Annotated in this window: 20 protein-coding genes and 1 pseudogene; 12 read left to right on the top strand and 9 right to left on the bottom strand. The window is 61.7% G+C overall.

Translation table 11 applies throughout. The features are described from left to right. Nucleotides 1-3 precede the first annotated feature (3 nt). Both prfA and hemA read right to left on the bottom strand, forming a co-directional pair. The gene (prfA, locus tag J3485_RS02425; protein ID WP_206951000.1) at nt 4-1,086 is read right to left on the bottom strand and encodes a peptide chain release factor 1; all 1,083 of its coding nucleotides are present in this window, start codon (nt 1,084-1,086) and stop codon (nt 4-6) included. Nucleotides 1,087-1,170: 84 nt separating this feature from the next. Further along, nucleotides 1,171-2,466, bottom strand: coding sequence for a glutamyl-tRNA reductase (gene hemA, locus J3485_RS02430; RefSeq protein ID WP_206951001.1), 1,296 nt, complete (start codon nt 2,464-2,466; stop codon nt 1,171-1,173). A 310-nt stretch (nt 2,467-2,776) separates the two neighbouring features. Here hemA and J3485_RS02435 point away from each other — a divergent pair, with 310 nt between their 5' ends. The 3 genes from J3485_RS02435 to J3485_RS02445 are packed head-to-tail and all read left to right on the top strand — an operon-like array spanning nt 2,777 to nt 5,549. Further along, nucleotides 2,777-3,031, top strand: coding sequence for a hypothetical protein (locus tag J3485_RS02435; RefSeq protein ID WP_206951002.1), 255 nt, complete (start codon nt 2,777-2,779; stop codon nt 3,029-3,031). 15 nt (nt 3,032-3,046) lie between these two features. Further along, nucleotides 3,047-4,882, top strand: a complete 1,836-nt coding sequence (locus tag J3485_RS02440; protein ID WP_206951003.1) for an aminopeptidase P family protein — start codon at nt 3,047-3,049, stop codon at nt 4,880-4,882. A gap of 37 nt (nt 4,883-4,919) precedes the next feature. Continuing rightward, nucleotides 4,920-5,549, top strand: a complete 630-nt coding sequence (locus J3485_RS02445; protein ID WP_206951004.1) for an HAD family hydrolase — start codon at nt 4,920-4,922, stop codon at nt 5,547-5,549. Between the two features lie 123 nt (nt 5,550-5,672). Here the strand turns inward: J3485_RS02445 and ettA are convergent, their stop codons facing one another. After that, the gene (gene ettA / locus J3485_RS02450; RefSeq protein WP_206951005.1) at nt 5,673-7,340 is read right to left on the bottom strand and encodes an energy-dependent translational throttle protein EttA; all 1,668 of its coding nucleotides are present in this window, start codon (nt 7,338-7,340) and stop codon (nt 5,673-5,675) included. 181 nt (nt 7,341-7,521) lie between these two features. Further along, a complete protein-coding gene (locus J3485_RS02455; RefSeq protein ID WP_206951006.1) occupies nt 7,522-8,181 on the bottom strand; it encodes a TetR/AcrR family transcriptional regulator in 660 nt (219 codons plus the stop codon). 101 nt (nt 8,182-8,282) lie between these two features. Here J3485_RS02455 and J3485_RS02460 point away from each other — a divergent pair, with 101 nt between their 5' ends. Beyond that, nucleotides 8,283-9,572: a glycosyltransferase gene (locus J3485_RS02460; RefSeq protein ID WP_206951007.1), complete on the top strand. Its 1,290-nt coding sequence runs from the start codon at nt 8,283-8,285 to the stop codon at nt 9,570-9,572. A gap of 225 nt (nt 9,573-9,797) precedes the next feature. Here the strand turns inward: J3485_RS02460 and J3485_RS02465 are convergent, their stop codons facing one another. After that, nucleotides 9,798-10,793, bottom strand: coding sequence for a PGN_0703 family putative restriction endonuclease (locus J3485_RS02465; RefSeq protein ID WP_242538456.1), 996 nt, complete (start codon nt 10,791-10,793; stop codon nt 9,798-9,800). Nucleotides 10,794-10,860: 67 nt separating this feature from the next. Next, the gene (locus tag J3485_RS02470) at nt 10,861-11,265 is read right to left on the bottom strand and encodes a helix-turn-helix domain-containing protein (RefSeq protein ID WP_206951008.1); all 405 of its coding nucleotides are present in this window, start codon (nt 11,263-11,265) and stop codon (nt 10,861-10,863) included. A 63-nt stretch (nt 11,266-11,328) separates the two neighbouring features. Here J3485_RS02470 and J3485_RS02475 point away from each other — a divergent pair, with 63 nt between their 5' ends. The 8 genes and pseudogenes from J3485_RS02475 to J3485_RS02510 all read left to right on the top strand — a co-directional run bounded on the left by J3485_RS02475 (nt 11,329) and on the right by J3485_RS02510 (nt 18,814). Beyond that, nucleotides 11,329-11,913 carry a hypothetical protein gene (locus J3485_RS02475; protein ID WP_206955875.1) on the top strand — a complete coding sequence of 195 codons (585 nt, stop codon included), beginning with the start codon at nt 11,329-11,331 and terminating at the stop codon, nt 11,911-11,913. Then, nucleotides 11,885-12,277, top strand: a complete 393-nt coding sequence (gene tnpA, locus J3485_RS02480; RefSeq protein WP_309476971.1) for an IS66-like element accessory protein TnpA — start codon at nt 11,885-11,887, stop codon at nt 12,275-12,277. The genes J3485_RS02475 and tnpA overlap by 29 nt, the downstream gene beginning before the upstream one ends. Beyond that, nucleotides 12,274-12,618, top strand: a complete 345-nt coding sequence (tnpB, locus tag J3485_RS02485; RefSeq protein WP_206951009.1) for an IS66 family insertion sequence element accessory protein TnpB — start codon at nt 12,274-12,276, stop codon at nt 12,616-12,618. Before tnpA ends, tnpB begins: the two co-directional genes overlap by 4 nt. Nucleotides 12,619-12,648: 30 nt before the next feature. Continuing rightward, entirely contained in the window at nt 12,649-14,202 is a 1,554-nt protein-coding gene (gene tnpC, locus J3485_RS02490) for an IS66 family transposase (RefSeq protein WP_206951010.1), read from the top strand. An 88-nt stretch (nt 14,203-14,290) separates the two neighbouring features. Then, nucleotides 14,291-14,455 (top strand): annotated as a pseudogene (locus tag J3485_RS02495) (transposase domain-containing protein); the annotation flags it as partial. Nucleotides 14,456-14,536: 81 nt separating this feature from the next. Next, nucleotides 14,537-15,136, top strand: coding sequence for a hypothetical protein (locus J3485_RS02500; protein WP_206951011.1), 600 nt, complete (start codon nt 14,537-14,539; stop codon nt 15,134-15,136). A gap of 284 nt (nt 15,137-15,420) precedes the next feature. Beyond that, on the top strand, nt 15,421-16,629 hold the full coding sequence (locus J3485_RS02505) for a hypothetical protein (RefSeq protein WP_206951012.1): 1,209 nt from the start codon (nt 15,421-15,423) through the stop codon (nt 16,627-16,629). Nucleotides 16,630-17,944: 1,315 nt separating this feature from the next. Beyond that, the gene (locus J3485_RS02510; RefSeq protein WP_206951013.1) at nt 17,945-18,814 is read left to right on the top strand and encodes a toll/interleukin-1 receptor domain-containing protein; all 870 of its coding nucleotides are present in this window, start codon (nt 17,945-17,947) and stop codon (nt 18,812-18,814) included. Nucleotides 18,815-19,010: 196 nt separating this feature from the next. Here J3485_RS02510 and J3485_RS02515 read toward each other — a convergent pair whose 3' ends face one another. From J3485_RS02515 to J3485_RS02525, 3 genes are all read right to left on the bottom strand, one after another. After that, nucleotides 19,011-19,286, bottom strand: coding sequence for a hypothetical protein (locus J3485_RS02515; protein WP_206951014.1), 276 nt, complete (start codon nt 19,284-19,286; stop codon nt 19,011-19,013). Then, nucleotides 19,255-19,974, bottom strand: a complete 720-nt coding sequence (locus J3485_RS02520) for a hypothetical protein (RefSeq protein WP_206951015.1) — start codon at nt 19,972-19,974, stop codon at nt 19,255-19,257. Before J3485_RS02520 ends, J3485_RS02515 begins: the two co-directional genes overlap by 32 nt. Nucleotides 19,975-20,419: 445 nt before the next feature. Next, nucleotides 20,420-21,739, bottom strand: a complete 1,320-nt coding sequence (locus tag J3485_RS02525; RefSeq protein ID WP_206951016.1) for a tyrosine-type recombinase/integrase — start codon at nt 21,737-21,739, stop codon at nt 20,420-20,422. Nucleotides 21,740-21,838 lie beyond the last annotated feature (99 nt).

Here is a 21,838-nt window from a genome sequence, read left to right on the forward strand (position 1 = left end):
GCGTCAGTCGGCGTCCCCGAGCGAGGCCAGCAGCTCGGCTTGATGCTCGCTGACGAGCGCGGCGATGAGCTCGTCGAGATCGCCGTCCATCATCGCGTCGAGCTTATAGAGCGTCAGATTGATCCGATGGTCGGTCAGCCGGCCTTGCGGGAAGTTATAGGTGCGGATGCGCTCGGAGCGGTCGCCCGAGCCGATCAAGCTTTTGCGCGTCGCCGCTTCCTTCGCGTGCTGCTCGTGAGACTGCTTGTCCTTGATGCGCGCGGCGAGCACCTTCAGCGCGCGGTCTTTGTTCTTGTGCTGCGAGCGGTCGTCCTGGCATTCGACGACGATGCCCGTCGGCAAGTGCGTCACGCGCACGGCCGAATCGGTCTTGTTGATGTGCTGGCCGCCCGCCCCCGACGCGCGGAACGTATCGATGCGCAAGTCGGCCGGGTTGATCTCGACTTCGCCGATCTCGTCGGCTTCGGGCATCACCGCGACGGTGCAGGCCGACGTATGGATCCGGCCTTGCGTCTCGGTGGCCGGCACGCGCTGCACGCGATGGCCGCCCGATTCGAACTTGAGCCGCGAGTACGCGCCTTGGCCCGCGATGCGAACGATCACTTCCTTGTATCCGCCCAGATCGGACTCGCTCTCCGACATCATCTCGACTTGCCAGCGCTGGCGCTCGGCGTAGCGCAGATACATGCGCAGCAGGTCGCCGGCGAACAGCGCCGATTCGTCGCCGCCCGTGCCTGCGCGGATTTCGAGGAAGATGTTGCGCTCGTCGTTCGGGTCCTTGGGCAAAAGCATCTTGCGCAGGTCTTCCGCGATCTGCGTCATTCGGTCGCGCGATGCTCGGACTTCCTCTTCGGCGAATTCGCGCATCGACGCATCGGCCAGCAGTTCCTGCGCCGTCGCCGCATCGGTGCGGGCCTGGCGCCAGAGCGCGTAGTGCTCGACGACGGGGCCGATCTCCGCGTGCTCGCGCGTGAGCTTGCGGTACTGGTCGAGATTGGCCGTCACGTCGGCGCGGCTCAGCAGATCGTTCAGTTCGGCCAGCCGTGTCGTCAACTGGTCGAGCTTCTGTTGAATGCTCGTTTTCATGGTGCGGAGCGAGGCTCCCCGAAAAGAAAGTGGAAGGGTCCGACGGGAAGGGCGCGGGTGCGGACGCTGGCGCGGGGAGCGCCGCTAATGCTCGGATGAATCAGGGCGCTTGGCGTGCCCGTAGAAGCCGCCGAGCAACTCGACGAGCGTGGCCCGCTCGTCGCTGCTCGCGCGGTTGAGCGCATGGGTCGGGCCGTGAATCAGCTTGTTCGTCAGCGCTTGCGAGAGGGCCTCGAGCACCTTGGCCGGGTCGTCGCCGCGCGAGAGCATCTTCATCGCGCGTTCGAGCTCGGCGCGGCGCAGCAGGTCGGCTTGCGTGTGCATGTGCCGGATCACGGGCACGACGCTGCGCGCATCGAGCCATTGCATGAAGCCTTGCACGCGCGTTTCGATGATCGCTTCGGCCTGTGCGACGGCGGCTTGGCGTGAGGCGTTGCCTTCGCGCACGATCGCGCCGAGATCGTCGACCGTATAGAGAAAGACGTCCTGCAACTCGGCGACTTCGGACTCGATGTCGCGCGGCACGGCCAGATCGACCATGAAGATCGGGCGGCGGCGGCGCGCCTTGACCGCGCGCTCGACGGCGCCGAGCCCGACGATCGGCAGTGTCGACGCCGTGCACGAGACGATGATGTCGAACTCATGCATGCGCGCGGGCAGATCGGCGAGCGGCATCGCGTGACCGCCGAAGCGCTCCGCGAGCTTGGCCCCGCGCTCGATCGTGCGGTTGGCGACGACGAGCTCGCGCGGGTTCTGCGCCGCGAAGTGGGCTGCGCAAAGTTCGATCATCTCGCCGGCGCCGATGAAGAGGACGCGCTGGTTCGAGATTTTGTCGAAGATGCGCTGGGCGAGCCGCACGGCCGCCGCGGCCATCGAGACCGACTGCGCGCCGACGGCCGTCGTGCCGCGCACTTCCTTCGCGACGGCGAACGTGCGCTGGAAGAGCTGGTTCAAGTACGTGCCGAGCGCGCCCGCCTCGGATGCCGAACGCACGGCATTTTTCATCTGTCCGAGGATTTGCGTTTCGCCGAGCACCATCGAGTCGAGGCCCGAGGCGACCCGGAACGCGTGCCGGACGGCCTCCGATTGCGGCAGCGCGTACACGTGCGGCGCGAGATCGTCCACCGACAGCCCGTGGTAAGCCGAGAGCCAGTGCAGCGCCGCGTCGCGCGCGGTGCGCTCGTCCGTGGCGCAGTACAGTTCGGTGCGATTGCAGGTGGACAGGATGGCGGCTTCGGGTGCGCTGAGCGACGTGCGCCCGCGCCAGAGGTCTTGGAAGGCGTCGAGCGCCGGCTTCAACTGTTCGAGCGGAAACGCCACGCGCTCGCGTAACGCGACGGGCGCCGTGTGGTGATTGATTCCGATCGTGAGCAGTTGCATACGTGGGGGTGCTGTGGCCGCCCTTGAATGCGAACGGCGCCGATATTTCAGCCGGTTATTATAACGGCTACTCCCGGTGGCTTGCCGAGCCCGCGTGCGCCGGCGCGCAATACGCAAAGTGGGGAGCGGCCGGCGGCGAATGCGGGTTGCCTTGGCCGCGCGGCGCTCCTGGCGGCTCCGAAGGCGGGCAAGCGTCTTCCCGTCGAATCTCCTTAAATAGAGACAATAAGAGACTAACCATGCGATTTCGCTGTTTCCTTCGCGGCTGCGTACCCGGCGGCGAAGCAACCTATGGCACGGGGAGGTACTGATGGGCTGGCCCGGCATCATCGTGCTCGGCATCGCCATTGCGCTTGCCGGTTGGTGGCTTCACCCGCTGCGCCGCCTCAGTCGTGCCGGTCTCTCCATTGCTTTGATAGCTGGTGTCGCTGCCGCGGCAGCCGCGAAAATGGCGGGTGACGTGTCCGGCCTTTTTCATGACGGCGAAACGCTCGAATGGCCCGTTTGTACGGGCATAGCGCTTCTTGCCGTCGCGGTGGCGGTTGGCCTTGCCCGCCGTCGCTGAACTCAGGTGATTTCGATGAACGATCGTTTCTCCCACGACGCCCCGCTTGGCGAGCGCGACTCGCCGATCGCCGGCCGGCTTGCCCGGCTGCGCGAAGCGATGGCGCGCGCAGGGCTCGCCGCCTATGTCGTGCCTTCGTCCGACCCGCATCTGTCCGAATACTTGCCCGAGCGCTGGCAAGCACGTCAATGGCTGTCGGGCTTCACGGGCTCGGCCGGCACGCTCGTCGTCACGGCCGATTTTGCCGGCGTCTGGGCCGACGGCCGGTATTGGGTGCAGGCCCAGGCCCAGCTTGCCGGGACCGGCATCGCCCTCATGAAAATGGCGGGAGGCCCGCAGGGGCAAGCCTATGTCGACTGGCTCGCGCAGCGGCTCGCGGCCGGCGAGCGCGTCGGCGCGGACGGCGCCGTGCTCGGGCTCGCGGCCGCGCGCACGCTGCGGGAAGCGCTCGATGCGCGCGCCGTCGCGCTCGTCACCGATCTCGATCTACTCGAATCAGTGTGGACCGATCGGCCCGCGCTGTCCGCCAGCCCGATCTACGAGCATGCGCCGGCGCACGCCTGTGTCGAACGGTCGGACAAGCTCGCACTCGTGCGCGCGACGATGCGCGAATGCGGAGCCCAGTGGCATTTCATCTCGACGCTCGACGACGTGGCTTGGCTCACGAACTTGCGCGGCGCCGACGTCAACTTCAATCCGGTATTCGTCGCGCACGCACTCGTGGGTCTTGACGAGGCCGCGCTGTTCGTCGGCGCGGGCAAGGTGCCGCCCGACATCGTCGATGCGCTCGCGCGCGATGGCATCCGCGTGGCACCGTATGAGCAAGCTCGCACGGCGCTCGCCGCACTGCCCGGCGGCGCGACGCTCTTGATCGACCCGGGCCGCGTCACCCTCGGGCTGCGCGAAGCCGTGCCCGCGGCCGTGCGCGTCGTCGAGGCGGTGAATCCGTCGACGTTCGCGAAGTCGCGCAAGACGCCTGATCAAGCCGAGCGCGTGCGGCGCGCGATGGAGCACGACGGCGCGGCGCTCGCCGAGTTCTTCGCCTGGTTCGAAGCGGCGCTCGGCCACGAGACGATCACCGAACTCACGATCGACGAACGCCTCACGGCCACGCGCGCTCGGCAGCCCGGCTTCGTGTCGCCGAGCTTCGCGACGATCGCGGGATTCAACGCGAACGGCGCGATGCCGCACTATCGAGCGACGGCGGCCGCCCATGCGAGCATCGAAGGCAACGGCCTGCTGCTCATCGATTCGGGCGGCCAATACGTGACGGGCACGACCGACATCACGCGAGTGGTGCCCGTCGGCACGGTCGGCGCGGCGCAAAAGCGCGATTTCACGATCGTCCTCAAAGGCATGATCGCGCTGTCGCGGGCCCGGTTTCCGCGCGGCGTGCGCGGCCCGATGCTCGATGCGATCGCGCGCGCGCCGATCTGGGAGGCGGGCATCGACTATGGGCACGGCACGGGCCACGGCGTCGGCTATTTCCTGAACGTGCACGAAGGCCCGCAAGTGATCTCGCACTATGCGCAGCCCGACCCGCATACGGCGATGGAAGAGGGCATGATCACGTCGGTCGAGCCGGGTGTCTATCGGCCTGGCCAGTGGGGCGTGCGGATCGAGAATCTGGTGCTGAGCCGCGCGGACGGCGAGACCGAGTTCGGCGCATTCCTCGCTTTCGAGACGCTGACGCTGTGTCCGATCGATACGCGCTGTGTGATGCCGTCGCTCTTGCGCGAGGACGAGCGGGCCTGGCTGAATGCCTACCACGAGACGGTGCGGGCCCGTGTGGGGCCGCTCGTCGGTGGCGACGCCAAGGCGTGGCTCGATGCGCGCACGCAGCCGATTTGAACGGGGCGTACGCTCCAATGCCGAGAAAGGAATTCGCATGAAGCCGAAAGTCGTCGTTTTCGATTTCGGCGGGGTGCTCATCGACTGGAACCCCGACTATCTCTACCGCAAGCTGATTCCTGACGCCGATGAGCGCCGCCGCTTCTTGACGGAAGTCTGCACGATGGACTGGGTGGTGAGGCAAGACGCCGGCCAATCGATCGCATCGGGCACGGAGGAACTCGTCGCTCGTTTTCCACACGAGGCCGAGCGCATTCGCGCGTTTTACGGGCGCTGGGAGGAGATGATCGGTGGCGTTTTCGCGGAGGGCGTCGCGCTCGTCGACAAGCTGGAGGCGGCCGGCGTGCCGCTGTTCGGGCTGACGAATTGGTCGAACGAGACGTTTCCGTACGCTTGGGAACACTTCCCCGTATTGCGCCGGTTTCGCGACATCGTCGTGTCGGGCCGCGTGAAGCTCGCGAAGCCCGATCCGCGTATCTATGCGGAGACGGGCGCTCGCATCGAGCGCCACGTGCCCGGCATCGCGCCGAACGAGATCGTGTTCATCGACGACAACCCCAAGAACACCGATGCCGCTGCTGCTGCGGGCTGGCATGGCGTGCACCATACGAGCGCCGAGGCGACCGAAGCGAAACTGCGCGCGTTGGGTTTCGCGTTCGGGGATTGAGCATCTCCACGAGCGGCCCATCGCGCGCTTTCGTTTTGCATCCTGTGCACCGCCTGCGGCGTGCGCTCGTTCGCGATCGATCTCCAACGATCTCGAACGAGCCGGCACGCCCCAGCTTGCCGATCAGCGCGTGATCGGCTTGTAGCGCAGGCGCTTGGGCTTTGCGCCTTCTTCGCCGAGCCGCTTGCGCTTGTCCGCCTCGTACTCTTGGTAGTTGCCGTCGAAGAACACGGCTTGCGAGTCGCCTTCGAATGCCAGGATGTGCGTGGCGATTCGGTCGAGGAACCAGCGATCGTGCGAGATCACCATCACCGAGCCTGCGAACTCGAGCAGCGCGTCTTCGAGCGCGCGCAGCGTTTCGACGTCGAGATCGTTCGACGGCTCATCGAGCAGCAGCATGTTGCCGCCGGCGATCAGCGTCTTGGCCAGGTGCAGGCGGCCGCGTTCGCCGCCCGAGAGATTGCCGACGTTCTTTTGCTGGTCGGCGCCCTTGAAGTTGAAGCGGCCGATGTAGGCGCGCGACGGCGTCTCGTACTTGCCGACCGTCAGCACGTCGGCACCGCCCGAGATCTCCTCGAACACCGTCTTCGAGCCGTCCAGCGCGTCGCGGCTTTGATCGACATAGGCGAGCTTGACCGTGGGCCCCATGACGACCTCGCCCGAGTCGGGCGTCTCGCGGCCCGTCAGCATGCGAAACAGCGTCGACTTGCCGGCGCCGTTCGGTCCGATGATGCCGACGATCGCGCCCGCGGGTACCTTGAAGCTGAGGTTGTCGATGAGCAGGCGATCGCCGTATGCCTTGCTGACGTTCTTGAATTCGACGACTTCATTGCCGAGCCGATCGCCGACCGGAATGAAGATTTCCTGCGTCTCGTTGCGCTTTTGGTAATCCTGGCTCGACAGCTCCTCGAAGCGGGCGATACGTGCCTTCGATTTCGCTTGGCGCCCCTTCGGGTTTTGGCGCACCCATTCGAGTTCTTTCTTGATCGCTTTTTGACGTGCCGATTCGGATGCTTCTTCCTGCTTCAGGCGGTCTTCCTTCTGGTCGAGCCAACTGCTGTAGTTGCCCTTCCAGGGAATGCCGTGGCCGCGGTCGAGTTCGAGAATCCACTCGGCGGCGTTGTCTAGGAAGTAGCGGTCGTGGGTGACCGCAACGACTGTGCCGGGAAAGCGCGTCAGAAACTGCTCGAGCCATTCGACCGATTCGGCGTCGAGGTGGTTGGTCGGTTCGTCGAGCAGCAGCATATCGGGTTTTTCGAGCAGCAGCTTGCAGAGTGCGACGCGCCGCTTTTCGCCGCCCGACAGGTGCGCGATCTTGGCATCCCACGGCGGCAAGCGCAGCGCGTCGGCGGCTACCTCGAGCTGTTGCTCGGGACTGCCGCCGTCGCTGGCCGCGAGAATCGCCTCGTACTTCGCCTGTTCGGCGGCGAGCGCGTCGAAATCGGCGTCGGGCTCGGCATAGGCCGCGTAGATTTCATCGAGCTTCTTCTGCGCCTGGAAGACGTCGCCGAGCCCGTCCTCGACGGCTTCGCGCACGGTCTTCTCGGGGTCGAGCTGCGGCTCTTGCGGCAGATAGCCGATGTTCAGGTTCGGCATCGGCGTGGCTTCGCCTTCGATGTCGCGATCGACGCCGGCCATGATGCGAATGAGTGTCGACTTGCCCGAGCCGTTGAGGCCGAGCACGCCGATCTTTGCGCCGGGGAAGAAGGACAGCGAAATGTCCTTCAGGATCTGACGCTTGGGCGGCACGATTTTGCCGACCCGGTTCATGGTGAAGACGTATTGGGCCATGTGCTTGAGTGAACGAAACGAGCTGCCGCCTTCGCGAGCGAGGCGGCGTGCGGGTGAATGAAGGTGAAACGAGGAAAGCGTGAACGCCTGCAACGCGCCATTTTATCAATCGGCTCGCGCGTGCGTGGACGCACGCGCGAGCGAAGGCGAAGACGAGCGGCCGGACGCGTAGTTGGGACGGTCAATGTGTGCCGTCGCGCGCGTGTTCGGGCGGTGCGGTGCGGTGCGCGGCGCCATCCATGAAAAGCTCGACCATCTGAGCGAATTCATCGCGTAGCGCGATCTTCGGCTGCATCAGCCAGCGCATCAGCGTGCCGAGATAGAGGTGATGGAACCAAGTGGTGAGCTGGGTGGTGGAGAACCGCTCGCTCAGCTCGCCGGCGGCCTGCCCGTCGGCGATGAGCGCGCGCCAGAGCAGCGCGATGTCGCCGCGGTCGGGATCGGGCTTGGCCGGCGCTTGCGGCGGCGTATCGCCCAACGAGAGAAAGCGATGGCGCAGATAGGCGGCAAGGTGGGTCGGATGCCGCCCACACCAGTCGGCCGACGCATCGAGCTCGGCCGACACGCGCGCAACGAAGCCGCGCCTGCGTTCGAGCTCGGGCGCGAGCTGTTCGAGATCGCATTTGAGCTCTGCCTCGAGCCAATGCGCAAGCAACGCCTCCTTGGTCGGGAAGTGGTTGTAGAGCGTGCGCTTGGCCACGTCGGCCTCGAGCGCGATCTGTTCCATCGTGACGCTGCCATACGGGTGCGTCTCGAACAGGCGTCCGGCGACGCCGACCAGATGGGCGACCATTTGCAAACGCTTACGCTCCCGGCGTCCCAGGTCCTCGACAGTTGTCATGCGCGATATTCTCTGAAAAAATGCACTATGTGCATTAATATACGACGTACTCATTTTAAATCGACTGGCGCGGCTCGCGATAAGCGGGCCGGCGACGAACCATGAAATTTACCGTAGCGACGTATGGGACAGAAGGCGATACGCGGCCGCTGGCTGCGCTTTGCCGTGCGCTGATGGACGCTGGACATGGCGCGCACTTGCTGGCCGACGCGGGGACGCTGCATGCGGCGCGTGCGCTCGGCGTGCCGTGCGCGCCGCTTGCGGGCGACATCCGGCAAGCGTTGTCGCCGGGGGAGGCGCTGGGCGCGGTCGTCGGCAAACGCGGCGGCGCGCAAGCGACGGTGAAGGCGCTTGCGGCCGTCGCGAACGCCAACACGGGGGCATGGATGCGTGAAATCAAGGCTGCGGCCGACGGCAGCGACGCCATCATCGTCTCGGCGCTGGCGGCTTACGTGGGGCTGTCGGTTGCTGAGTATTGGCGGATTCCTGCGATTGGCGCGTCGATGATACCTCTCACGCCGACGCGCGAGTTCGCTTCATCGTTCTTACGGCCCGGCATCGCGCCGGGCTTTCTGAATCGCGCGAGCCACACGTTCGTCAACGGCATGATCTGGCGCGCGTTCCGCCGGGCCACGAATGCGGCGCGCGCCGACGTTTGCGCGCTGCCGCCGCGCAGACGCAATTGGACCGACCAACCGATGCTTTACGGCGTCTCGCGCGCCTTGCTGCCGCAGCCTGCCGATTGGCCCGAGCATGCGCTCGTCTGCGGACAGTGGCCGATGTCGATCGGCGGCGAGACCGATTGGACGCCTCCCGACGCGCTCGCGGCATTTCTCGAAGGCGGCGAGGTGCCGATCTACGTCGGCTTCGGCAGCATGGCCGGGTTTGATCGCGAGCGATTGATGCGTGCGGTGATCGAGGCGATCGGCGGGCGTCGCGCGCTGTTTTATCCGGGGTGGAGTGGTGTCGATGCATCGGCGTTGCCGTCGAATTTTTGCGTTGTCGGCGATACGCCGCATGCGTGGCTCTTTCCGCGCGTATCGCTCGTGATGCATCACGGCGGCGCGGGCACGACGCACTCGGCCACGCGTGCGGGCAAGCCGTCGGTCGTCGTGCCGTTCGCGGGCGATCAGCCGTTCTGGGCGGAGCGGTTGCGGCGGCTCGGTATCGCCGCGGCGCCCGTTGACGGCAACGCGCCCGAGGCGGCGGCGTTCGCGCGTGCGATCGATTTCGCCTCGCAGCAGGCAACGCGAGAGAGGGCTGAAGCGCTGGGTGCCGAGATGCGCAAGGAGAATGGCTTGCGCACGGCGGTAGCGGCTGTCGAACGCTGGGCGGCGGCAGGGCAGGAGCTGAGGGCGGTGGGGATTTGTCCGGTTACTGCGGGGACTTAGTTTTGCGGCTGCTCTTGTGCTCGGCTAGGGTGGTGGGGGGGGGGCGCCCCCCCCCCCCCACCACCCTTACATGTTAAACGGTAAGACCTGCCCGGGAAGCCTTGTCGTTGCTAGGGGCCGGTCGATTGCAGCCTTCATGGTGCCCCCATCCATGCCCCCATTTTGATCGAATGGGGGCGAACGTCGGCGGACGTTGACCGGATGGGGACGCTCTGGCTTGCTATTTTAACTGACCGGGGGTGGCTCTACGCAGCCCCGTTGGCCGAAGATCGCGTGCTCGATACGCTCGAAGTCCAAGTAGCGCTGGTGGAACGCCATCGCAAGCTCATCGTCACCGGCGGCACGGAGTGCATTGACACACGCGTCCAAGGTAACGACTTGAAACGCAGCAGCCTTTGGTTCTCGCGGGGCCAACTGCCGCTGATAGGCGTTCACCGCCGCCGCGCAATGCACGTTCTGCCTCGGATACATCACGACGAATCGACCGGAGGCGTAAGCACCAGTGTCGATCATGCTTTGGCTCAGCAGGTGTTCGCGCCACAACTGCTGTAGCGGACTTCCTCGCAGCGCCAGCGCATCGGGATCGCTGTAGATGCCGGAGGCTCGGGAAAGCTCTTCGTAGCGCGGTCGCAGTGTCGCGATAGGCTCGGTCATGGTCTCCGTGTACTTGACTTCGATCGCGATGAATCCGTTGCCCCCTTGGGGCGTCGTGCACGTGACAAAGACATCGAAGGTGGTGTAGTCGTGCGTAAAGGTCGGATCGCCTCGCCCCGGCGAGTGCTCGAAGTAAATGCCGCTGACGGCTTCCACGTAGTCGGGGAAGAGATGCCGGAAAAAGCGGTTGGCTTTCTCGATGTCCAGCTTCATCCCACCGAACAGGTTGAAGCAAAGCGGCTGGCTCGATAGCAGATTGGTCCAAAGACGCTCCTGCTCGATCATCGCGCCGATTTCGCAGTACACGGATTCGCGCAATGCGAGCCGCGCAATGTCGGGCGACAGGAAGTTGCCGCCGGCTTCGGCGCATTCGGTATCGAGTCGGCTGCCTAGCTTGTATCGCTTGCCTTTGGCGCTGCGATGGCTGCCGATGGGCAAACCTTGGTCCTCACGCGACAAGGCTTGCAGGAGCCGAGCCGCAGCCATGAATCGGCTATCGCTGGGCTCATAAACCTTGTGCGCCTTCAGGATTCTCGTCGGTACGAGAGGCGGGCGATTGTGTTGCATGTGATCTCCTTGGGAAAGGAGGGCTGTTCGGCCCTCTCAAGGAGATTCAGAACTCCGCCGTCGCAATTTACTTGGAGCGCGACTTGCCCTTGGTCTTGCTCTTCGTGGCCGTGCTACCTCGCTGCTTGTGAATGTGATCGCATAGAGCTTGGATCTGGGCAACCACGAAATCTCCGTCTTCGGATGGCAGGCGATCTAGCCATGCCGAAATGCGGAGCGCCTGATCGGACGGGCTGGGGGACGCTTCGGACAATAGGCTGGAGACGCTGGTGCTCAGCACGGTTGCCAGCTTGTCGAGTGTCAGAAGGGATGGGACTGCCACGCCGCGCTCGAATCGGGATACCGTTTCAGTATCTACGCCGACCTGTTCGGCCAATTGATCTTGGGTCCAGCCGAGAGCTTTTCTTTGCTCTGCGATCCGCTGCCCCAGCCGCTTCCCGATTTTCTGGCGTGCGCCAGCCTTGTCAACCATATTTGTTGCCTCAAGAACAACTCGTATGGTTGGGCGGACGTGTTGGCGTAAGAAGGATGTGATATGTTGGAAGTAAAATCAACAAATTACGTCGGTATGGTGCCGCACATGAAGAAGACTGCGAACTCCCGGAGTGTTTATGCGAGAACTCTTTGTCTGGGTATTGTTGCTGCCGCAAGCATGACCGCGTGCGGAAAGAGTGTTCCCTCACCGACATTGGACGCCCGGGCATTTGAACAACATTACTTTCGGCCAAATCCACCCAACTGGGCGAAGGTTACGGTAACGGAGCGTCACTTCCTGCTGTCGTCGCAGCAGATGTACCGCTCGAATCTCGCGTCGGTTTACTTTCATTCGTTTGACGAGTGCCAGGCGAACCTTCGGAATTACTCGGCATGGCAGGTGCAGGGAGACATCAATCGGAGCGGACAAACCTTTGTTCACGCGCTCGCAGTTGATCAGTACACGGACAATTCGCCGGCACTTGGGCCGGAACTCGTGACGCTGCAATGTGTGGATTTGCAGCTTAAACGTAAGCACCTCACGACAACCGTCGTAGACGACGGCGAGAACCGACATCAAAGTGGTGCCCATCATTTTCGATTTGATGGACATCACTGTGACAGAGCCAGAAGCCAAGCCGGGTAGCCGCAAGGGACGCCCGAATTATGATCGCGAGTTTCGACGCCGACTTGCCGCTGCGGCATGCGAGCCCGGTGTGTCGGTGGCGAAGCTGGCGCGAGACAATGGCATCAACGCGAACATGCTGTTCACCTGGCGCAGCCGCTATCGCGCGCAATTGCAGGCCGAAACGACGCCCCTGATTCCCGTGGCGGTAGTTCATGAGACGCCGCCGGCGCGCGTGGCGATGTCGGCGCAAGCATCCGGCGTTGACCATCGGACACCGCGAAATGGGACGATCGAGATTCGGATCGGTAGCGCGCTCGTCAAGGTCGACGGCGCCGTCGACGCCGAGACGCTGCGGCTCGTTCTGGGGAGCCTGCAATCGTGATCTCGCTGCCCACGGGTACACGCGTCTGGCTGGTGGCCGGCGTCACCGACATGCGCTGCGGATTCCAAGGGCTGGCGGCGAAGGTGCAGACGGCGCTCGAAGACAATGCGTTGGGCGGCAACGTGTTCATCTTCCGGGGCCGGCGCGGCGATCTCGTGAAGCTCATGTGGGCGACCGAAGACGGGCTCTGGCTTCTTGCGAAGCGGCTCGAGCGTGGGCGCTTCGTGTGGCCACAGGCCGATGGCGGCAAGGTCCATCTGACGGCGGCGCAATTGTCCATGTTGCTCGAAGGCATCGATTGGCGGCAACCGCGTCGCACCGCTGCACTGTCGATGTTGTAAACCGAGCAGAAGGCTCGTAAACTGCGCCGCATGTCGAACGGCGCCGAACTTCCTGACGATGTTCAAACGCTGCGAGCCTTGCTGCTCGAGGCTCGTGCTCAGCTTGCCGAGCGCGATCTGGAGATCGAGCAGCTCAAGGCGCAGCTCGACAAGCTTAGGCGCATGCAATTCGGCCGCAAGTCCGAGCAGTTGGACCGGGAGGTCGCACGGCTGGAAACCGCGCTTGAGGACCTGACGGGCGAGCGCGGCGTCGCTGATGTGCGGCGCGCCCGCCAATCAAGCGCGGGCACGCCTGTGGGCGACGCATCGCCGAAAGAAGCTCTGCCGCCGCATCTGCCACGCGAAGAACGCGTACTGGAGGCTGACGCAACGTGTCCGAAGTGCGGCAGCGCAATGCAGCCGCTCGGAGAGGACGTGTCCGAGCAGCTCGCCCGCGTCGCGGCGATGTTCAAGGTGATTCGCACGATCCGGCGCAAGACGGTTTGCCCGTGCGGTCACCACTTCTCGCAGCCGCCGATGCCCGGCCTGCCGATCACGCGCAGCATCGCCCATCCGAGCCTGCTGGCCGACATCCTCGTCTCGAAGTACGCTGACCACACCCCGTTGTACCGGCAGTCGCAGATTGCCGCGCGCGACGGCGTGAAGCTCGACCCCGCCAGCATGGGCCGCTGGGTCGGCCAGTGCGAGGCCCTTTGCGATGCGCTGACCGAGGCACTGCGCCGCTACACGGTGGCACCGTCGAAGCTGCACGCGGATGACACACCTATCCCGGTACTCGAGCCGGGCAAGAAGAAGACGAAGACTGGGCGCCTGTGGGTGTATGTGCGCGATGACACCCGTTCGGGCTCGACCGAACCGGCCGCAGTGTGGTTTGCTTACTCGCCGGACCGCAAAGGCATCCATCCCCAGACCCATCTGGCCGGATTCGAGGGTATCTTGCAAGCGGACGCCTACAGTGGCTTCAACGAACTGTACGAGAGCGGCAAGATTCGCGAGGCGGCATGCTGGGACCACGCGAGACGGTACATATACGACGTGCATGCCCGAACGCCGACCGAGGCGACCCGGGAGGTGCTCGAGCTGATCGGTGGACTTTACGCGATCGAGGCCGACATCCGCGGCAAACCCGCCGCGCAGCGGCTTCGCGTGCGGCAGGAGAAAAGCATCCCGCTGCTCGCGGCCATCAAGACGTGGATGACGGACAAACTCGCGACACTGTCGAAGAAATCCGACCTTGCCAAAGCGATCCGTTACTCGCTTAACCAGTGGGATGCCCTCGTGCTGTACTGCGAAGAGGGGCGTGCCGAAATCAGCAACGCCCTGGCCGAAAACGCGCTGCGCTGCGTGAGTTTGGGACGTAAGAACTTCCTGTTCGCAGGCTCCGATAGCGGGGGTGAGCGCGCTGCCGCGATGTACAGCTTGATCGGCACGTGCAAGCTCAACGCCATCAACCCGCGCGCTTACCTCGAATACGTGCTGACCCATATCGCTGATCACCCCATTAACCGCATCGACGAATTACTACCCTGGAACGTAGCAAGTAAGCTGCCGGGCAAGCCTTGCTCGCCTGCCTCCACGGGCTGATTGCCAGCGGGCGAACCCGAGCGCCCGATACCCAATCATGCCTCACGTGCGCGCCGCATTGCGAACGGTCTTCGCGAGGTGCTTACGCTTGATCGGCACGTGCAAGCTCAACGCGATCAATCCACGCGCCTACCTCGAATACGTCCTGACCCATATCGCTGATCACCCTATCAACCGTATCGACGAACTGCTGCCCTGGAACGTCGCTAGCAAACTGCCAGGGCAGTCTTGCTTACCGGCCTCCACGGACTGATTGCCAGCGGCCAAAAAATCAAATCGCCCGATACCTGATCATGCCTTACGCGCACGCCGTATTGCGAACGGCCTTCGCGAGGTGCTTACGCTTAAACCTCAAACGTCGCCGCCGACTCCCGCATTCGCTGATGCGGAGAAGGTCGCCGATACGCCGGTAAGTCAGAGCGAGCTTCCTTCGTCTCAAGGCAAGACGGCGCTAGGCGATGGGGAAGCGGTCAAGAAGAAGCCTTTGACCTACCTTGATCCGCAGGAATCGGATATTGCCAAGGGCTTCGACGCGCAATTCAATTCCGCAAACCAAGATTCCCCATACCCTATCGCCCTCGGTTTGGGTATCTACGACATAGCGACTCGGAAGCTCGTGGGTGCCGGGAGGACGCCATACCATTTCGACGAGTTCTCGGACTGTTGGGGCAACGTTCCTAACTACCTCTCCTACATGACCCCGTACTCAAAGATGGTTCCTCATCGTCCAGAAGCGTTGGCTCTCTATGGGGAGACGGCACCCGGGGGGCAATATGTCGGCCGTGACCCGAAGACTCAGAAGATTGTTTTGGTCATTCCGGTGTGTGTGCAAAAGACAGCGGATGGTGGCTACGTCGAAGACCCGCAGCGAAGAGCACCGCGGCCCGCATTTGATCTTGCCCAGAAATTTGTGGCTTTGGGTTTTGTGAAGTGATGCCGCAGGGCAGGCAATAGACTGAAGGGTATTTGAAATAAATCGGCCGCTGGAGGCTGGCGAGAACTTTTTTTGCCGATTTCTGTGCGTTTGCGCGTCTCCGCCTTATATGTGTATGTAGGCGCGCCGGTTTCACCTCGGGCATCTACGTGGTGGAACGTCGGGCGGGGCTGGTTGGCCTGTGCGGCTGTCTGCCGCACGTGAAAAGGTGACAGTCTCGACCCGATGAATGCCGGTACTCCCTGTGAGTGCTTCATTGGGTTGGCAAACCGATGAGGCACACAATGACCCCGTTCGCTAACGAACATCAGCCGGAAGACGGCGACATGCACAACACCATCTCGCACGAGATGGAGGATCGCGTCCGGCATCTGCGGGAATCAGGCTATCCGGCCCATATGCGAGACGTGTTCGCGGCCCGCTGGGGGAGCGGTGAACACTCCCAGATCATGCAGTGCATTTTCGGCTTGAACAAAGACGAATTTGCTCTCGGCGTTGAGCGCGAGTATCCGAGATGGGAATCGAGCCCATATCTCTTTAGCAAGCCCTACGACTATGAGCGCGATGGGCCGGGGCGGTATCTCACGGCTTCGCAGTGCGTCGATCTTTATAGTGCTGTGGCGTTCGCCAACTCAATCGGACTCCTCATGGATGTCCATGTCAGCATTACTTGGGGCTTGCTCGGCATCGAGGATCATTCGGAAGCGGCGAAAGCGCTTCGCTATGAATTCTTCAAACATCTCCACGACTGGTACCGGCACAAAGTGCCCGGAGGTCGTCCGTTCGTATGGCTGTACGTTCATGAAGATGGTCGCACGCATGGGTTCCACACGCATATCCTGACAGCTATTCCCAATGAACTACGTCCTGCATTTCGGAAATGGGTTGAGGCGCGATTGACAGCAATATCGCGCGCTGACGGACTGCACAAAGACGCATTCGAGATCAGGGCTGCGCCAAGCGATCCCATTTATCGGCAATGGTGCTGGTTGCAGTACCTTTTAAAGAGCGTCAGTGCGACTGCGGAGGTGTCGTCCGTCGTGGGGACGTCCCCGTTTGCTCGAGTTGCACAGCTAATCTTGTCGAGGCGGGGGCGGCCCGGCAACGTCCGGTGCAAAAAGAAGTGCGGCGTATCGAACGCCATCGGGAAACAAAGTCGCCGGAAGGCCGGATTCCGATCCCTGATGGAGCGTGGGGTAGCCGATGTCCGTCGCCTGTATGCTGGACTCGAATATCTGGGGTACTTACGCCGACACGGTGAAGATATCTCTAGCGACAATGCGCGCCGATTGATTGAGGCCGAGCGGCAAGTCAACGAAATCGAAGAGCAGGAGCGTGAAAACGCGCGCAGGAACGCGAAGGCTCGAAGAGCGGCTAGGGCGGTCAGGCGAGTTCAGGCAGAAGAGGAAAAGCTGTCGCAGGTTCGGTCAGAGCGATTCCAAAAAGAGCAGACGGAACTTACTCAGCGAGCGTTGATGCTTTTCCGGCTCTGATGCCGAAACGTCAGAAAAACCGCTTAAGTACAGACGGCACCCTTTGCAGTGATTTTTTATGTATGTGAATCAAGGGCTTGGCGGCGAGGTCGTGGGGGCGAAGTGTCTACAAACGCCGTTCCAGCATACAGGCGACGGACATCGGCTACCCCACGCTCCATCAGGGATCGGAATCCGGCCTTCCGGCGACTTTGTTTCCCGATGGCGTTCGATACGCCACGACGGGGTAAGTCAGGGGGAAATCGGTTGCTGTCTTGCTTGAGTCTAGTGGGTGGGGGCACGGGTGCTCGGTCACGGTGGACGGCTGCGGTGAGTGTGGAGTACCTACGCCGGTCGGAGTTCGTGCAGGAGGGAAGTGTTTCTCTTCACAAAGCGAGCACATATATGTAGTGCCGAGCCATGCCGTTCGTACAGCGACGACCACCGATTTTTCGCCAATGGCTCGCCCCTATCTCGGGCGCTGACCACGGTGCCGTAGTTGTAGACTATCGGGAACGTGGAGGGGGAATTCGGTCTTTCCGGGGTCGATTCGCCAACGGGTGGAGCAAATGAAGAACTGGACGACATCCGCCGTCGCGTTTGCGCTGACCATGTTCTTGGGCTGGTACGGTGGCGCGGACTATTCAGTGCGAGGCCCAGACCAAGCGTTCTTGGTTGCAGGGGCACTTTGCGCGGCTATATGGTTGTACTTCTATCGCCAACTGCAATTGGGGCTGCATCCCTCCCGCCTATCGGTCGGGGTTAGACGGAAACTTTGGACTCTGGCGACATTGGTCTTCGTGCTGGCGGATGGCTGGTATGCTGGCGTGAGTCTTACGGTCCGCGGGGCTCGTGCTGCCGAATTGGTGGTTCTCGCGATGGCGTGTGCCGGTTTAACTTGGGCCTGTCCGGCGTGGACTCCCGTTGAGCTAGGGTCCAGCCAGCGGCGATAGATGCCATCGCGAGAGGCGGTTGGCTGTTAGCCCGAGATTGGGGAGGTCAAGATTGTCGCTGTAAAGGAAGAGACGCCAACCAGCGTTCCGCCTCAAATTGCGGAATGATCGTCCGTCGCCCAAATTTTCTGGCCGTAAGCCTGCCGGCCTTCATCTCCGCATAAACCGCAGTGCGGCCCACTCCGGCCCATTGACAAAAGTCGCTTACAGAAAGAACGCCCTTGCTCGCCTGTGATGTTTCGCATTGATCCATATTGCATCTCTCTGCACGTTGGTTGATCGTGCCGGGATATAGTGGAGTCCGTGGATGTTCGGAACAGGCGGTGCGACTGGGCCGTGAGGCGCTGGTTGCGCGATACAGATTTGGGAATTTGAGACCTAACGTGATTACTTTGAAGAAGCGGGCGCAGGCGTATTTTCGGGACAAGTACCCGAGTTCAGTGCTGTATGAGTGCGACTTTCTTCAACCGCCTGACGGGCTTACAGTGCATTCGATTGTTGCCTTCAACTTCGATACCGGGGTTATGCACCCGCTCTTGGCTGTTCCGCAATTAGGTGGTAACGCTGCAAATGAGCTTGAATACATGATGTATCTGCGTCCGCGCCAAATAGCAGAGGCGAGGTCTAACATCATGATAGAGACGCAAGCTCCGAAACGACAAAAGCGGCGGAGCGCCGATCTCGTGGATGGGCCGGTTCTAACGCTTTACACTGATCAACTGGCCATTGATGCGGGTAGCCTTATAAACAAATTCGACGAGGTGGGTATGGCGGTTGATGTGGTCTCGGAGGATGAGCTTCATCAAAGCGCATTCATTTCTTATGGCGGCCCCGACGAGAAGGTCGTCGCGGAAATGAACTCGTTTTTGACCCGGAATGGGGTGAAGACGTGGTTCTTTCCCGTCGATAAGCTGCCGGGACAAAAGCTGCATCGAATGATGTACAACGGCGTCAATACCCATGACCGGATCCTCCTGGTGTGCTCGAAGTCGTCGCTTTCTCGTCCCGGTGTAATGAATGAAATCGAGCGCGTATTGGAGCGGGAGGCTCGTGAGGGAGGAAGCGATATCCTGATTCCCCTGTCGATCGATGATTTTCTCTTTAGCGACCAGTTCGTCTCAACCAGACCGGATATCGTTGACCAAATCAAGTCGCGAGTGGCTGCTACGGTGCCGAATCCAAAGAGCAACAGGGATGGGTTCGAGCAGGAAATGTCTCGGGTGGTTGCTGCCCTGAGGCGAGGCGGTGCGTGAAGACAAAGCCGGTCTCTGTCCGTTGCGATAGAGGTGTAAAAGGTTGGACTAGATCAAACACGCAGCGCCAGATTGGCTGACTCAGTTTGGCCGACCGCATTCGGCGGCAGTCGGCCATGAGGAGGCGCTCGCCAGTGCAATCGACAGGGCGTTTGCGCGGCGGCTCGGGCATCAGCCATTCGCGATTGGCGGGTACTCAGCGGTTGCCGCGAAACTCGGCAATCGCGAGAAAGCGGATCAGGTGATCCGCTTGACGGTGCCTTTCTTCTTGCAAGCCATGCACGAAAACTGGTGATAATTCCCGGGGATGTTTTGCTTGCCGGGGCACTTCACGCACTTGACGTCGCCGCAATTGCTGCAACGGAAGATTGTGCCGCAGTCTTTCCCGCAATTTGAGCATTTCATGATGTTGGCCGTTTTGGTGTTGGTAATAGGAGGCTTTACTTGAGCATGAATTCAGCGATGAATTCACCTGTCTTTTGGATCAACGCGTTGCTATTCAGCCCGTTGGCCCCGGAAAAGTGAGGAATGACGACCAAGCGCTTGCCGTCGCTGTTTTTGTGAAAAATGCGTCGGTGGGAATGCTCCGTCGAAATCTGCGTTTCTTCCATTCCGCTCTCGGTGCCGAACACGGCCACGGCGAAATCACGACGGAAGCCGATGCCAAGGCCGATGAAAATGCTGGGCGAGTGTTCGCTGATCCAATTCTGTATGACCGGGAAACGGTACTTTCGACACCAAGCTTGATATTGAAGCTTGTTCGTAATGCCCGTCTCTTGGATGACATGCTCAGGCCATTTCTCCACGTCGTGACACGCGTAGGGATATATATTTCCCTTGAAGTAGCCCGGCGAACCTTTCACGAAGGGCTGGTGTCGCTGAGCGAAGTCGAGCCAATCATCGACTTGGAAGCCTCGAATTGCGGCGAGAAGTTTGAATGCCTTGACGTTGTAGGGCCATCGACGCTGCATCGCGATCGAGTAAGAATCGTCGCCGTCGGCCTCATTGCTTTCGAACGACTCGTCGTGAATGCTCTTGTAAGTTCCGTGCTCGATGCCAAACAGCCAGATGGACGGATTGGAGGGCGTTCCCGCTGCAAGTTCATCGCTGTCGCACCCGGAAAATTTGGTGACGGCGTCTTCGGTGAATGTGTTCAGCATTGGCCTTTGCTCGTGATTGAGGATGGTGGAACCGTCTCGACGTGCTCCTAACCTTCCTCTCTTTCTACAAATATTTTGCGGAATCGGCGATCTTGGTCCGAGAGCGAGTCCCTCGCGAAAGGGGAGCAGGCAGGCGCACGGTGTAGGCTGCAACGGCGCGCCACGGGTCCATCTTAGCAAGACGCGGGATCCCATCACTGGCTGTCGCAGCACGTATCGGCCACCGCCTGCGGCCGAGCGATTCATTCGCCGTGGGTGCATGGCTGTTGGTCTCTGGAGGCAGACATTGCGGTCACGACGATCCGTATGACGGCATCGGGGCGAGAGGCGCCAGTTGCTGAGATCTAATCTGACTTTGACTGACCGATCAGATCTCGACTTATACAGATAGAGGCTCGCAAGTTCTCCGTCAGCCGGTTCATCGAATCGCAACGGACCGTCTTGCTCAAGCAGCGCTTTCGCGTTTTATCGGAACGACATTCTCAGTGCCACGCCTCCACTGATCGAGGAGGTCGGCCCACTGCTGCATCATTTTCGCCCGATCCTGCATATAGTCCGCGTGGTTGTAAGTACGACGAACCGAATTGGGTTCGGCGTGGGCAAGCTGGCGCTCGATCCAATCTGACGAGAAACCAAGTTCGTTGAGTCGCGTGCTGCCGGTGGTCCTGGCCGCGTGTGGGCTGAACTTTCCTGACCAGCCGAGGACATGCAGCATCTGCCGGAATGCGGCAGTTACCATCGGCTTCGCTTTATCGTCGCGGTGCGGGAAAACGTGTTTCCTGTTGCCGGTCAGCGTCTTCATGCCGTTTAGTATCTCGATTGCCTGCGTTGGCAAGGGGAGCGCGTGCTCCCGGCGCTTTTTCATTCGTTCCGCAGGAATGCGCCACTGGGCTTCGGCAAGATCGAATTCCTCCCATTCCGCTTCGATGACTTCCGAGGGGCGTGCCAATGTCAACCACATGAGCTTGAACGCGCTTTGAGTTTGAAAGTTGCCGCCGTGCCCGTCCACGTCTCTCAGCAGTTGGCCGATTTCCGTGATGTCCAAGGCTCGTTTGTGTTGCGTCTTGTTCTTGGGCAACGCTTCACGCCATTGATACACCGGATTGGCGTCAACGCGGAAGGTCTCTGCCGCTAACTCGAAAATCCCGAACATCGTCCGCTTGGCTTCGGCCATGACGGATGGGCCGTTGTTGCTATGCGCTTTTTTCAGTATGTCGAGGACCATGCTCGGCGTAATCGCCCGGACGGGGAGATCGCCAATAGACGGCGACACGACCCGCTTCAGCATATCGAGCCTACGTTTCTTCGTAACGTCTTCCCAATCCTTCAGTGCCAACCATTCGTCGGTTAGGGCATTGAAGGTGCTGGCGTGCCCATGGATGGTTTTCAGGCGCTCGATCTTTCGCTGTTGAGCGGGGTGTTGCCCTTGCTTGACCAGTTTCCGGGCAGCGTCAGCCTGTTCCCGTGCTTCTTTCAGCGAGGTTTCCGGATAGCTGCCAATCGCGTAGCGGTTTTCCTTGCCGCCCAAGCGATATTTCCAGCGCCAGAGCTTGGAACCTCGTGGGGAGACTTCCAGATAAAGCCCGTCGCCGACCGCATACTTGTATGGCTTGTCAGCCGGTTTCAGCACACGTAGCGCAGCGTCGCTGACTCGTGGCTTCGATGCGCGAGGGGAGGGGGCGACGCTGGAGGTGGGGGCTTCCCCTGCATCGGCAGGGGCAATTGGCTGACTTGGGGGGCATGATTCCTTGGAGGTATCGGGCATGATTCTGTATGCCCCTTATGATGCCCCCACATCGACAGAATATCAACGAACAGTCACGAACTCTGATGAACTGAAACCCTTTGTATTTAAAGGGTTTGG

This window comes from Trinickia acidisoli (assembly GCF_017315725.1).
In the GTDB taxonomy this organism is placed as follows: Bacteria; Pseudomonadota; Gammaproteobacteria; order Burkholderiales; family Burkholderiaceae; genus Trinickia; species Trinickia acidisoli.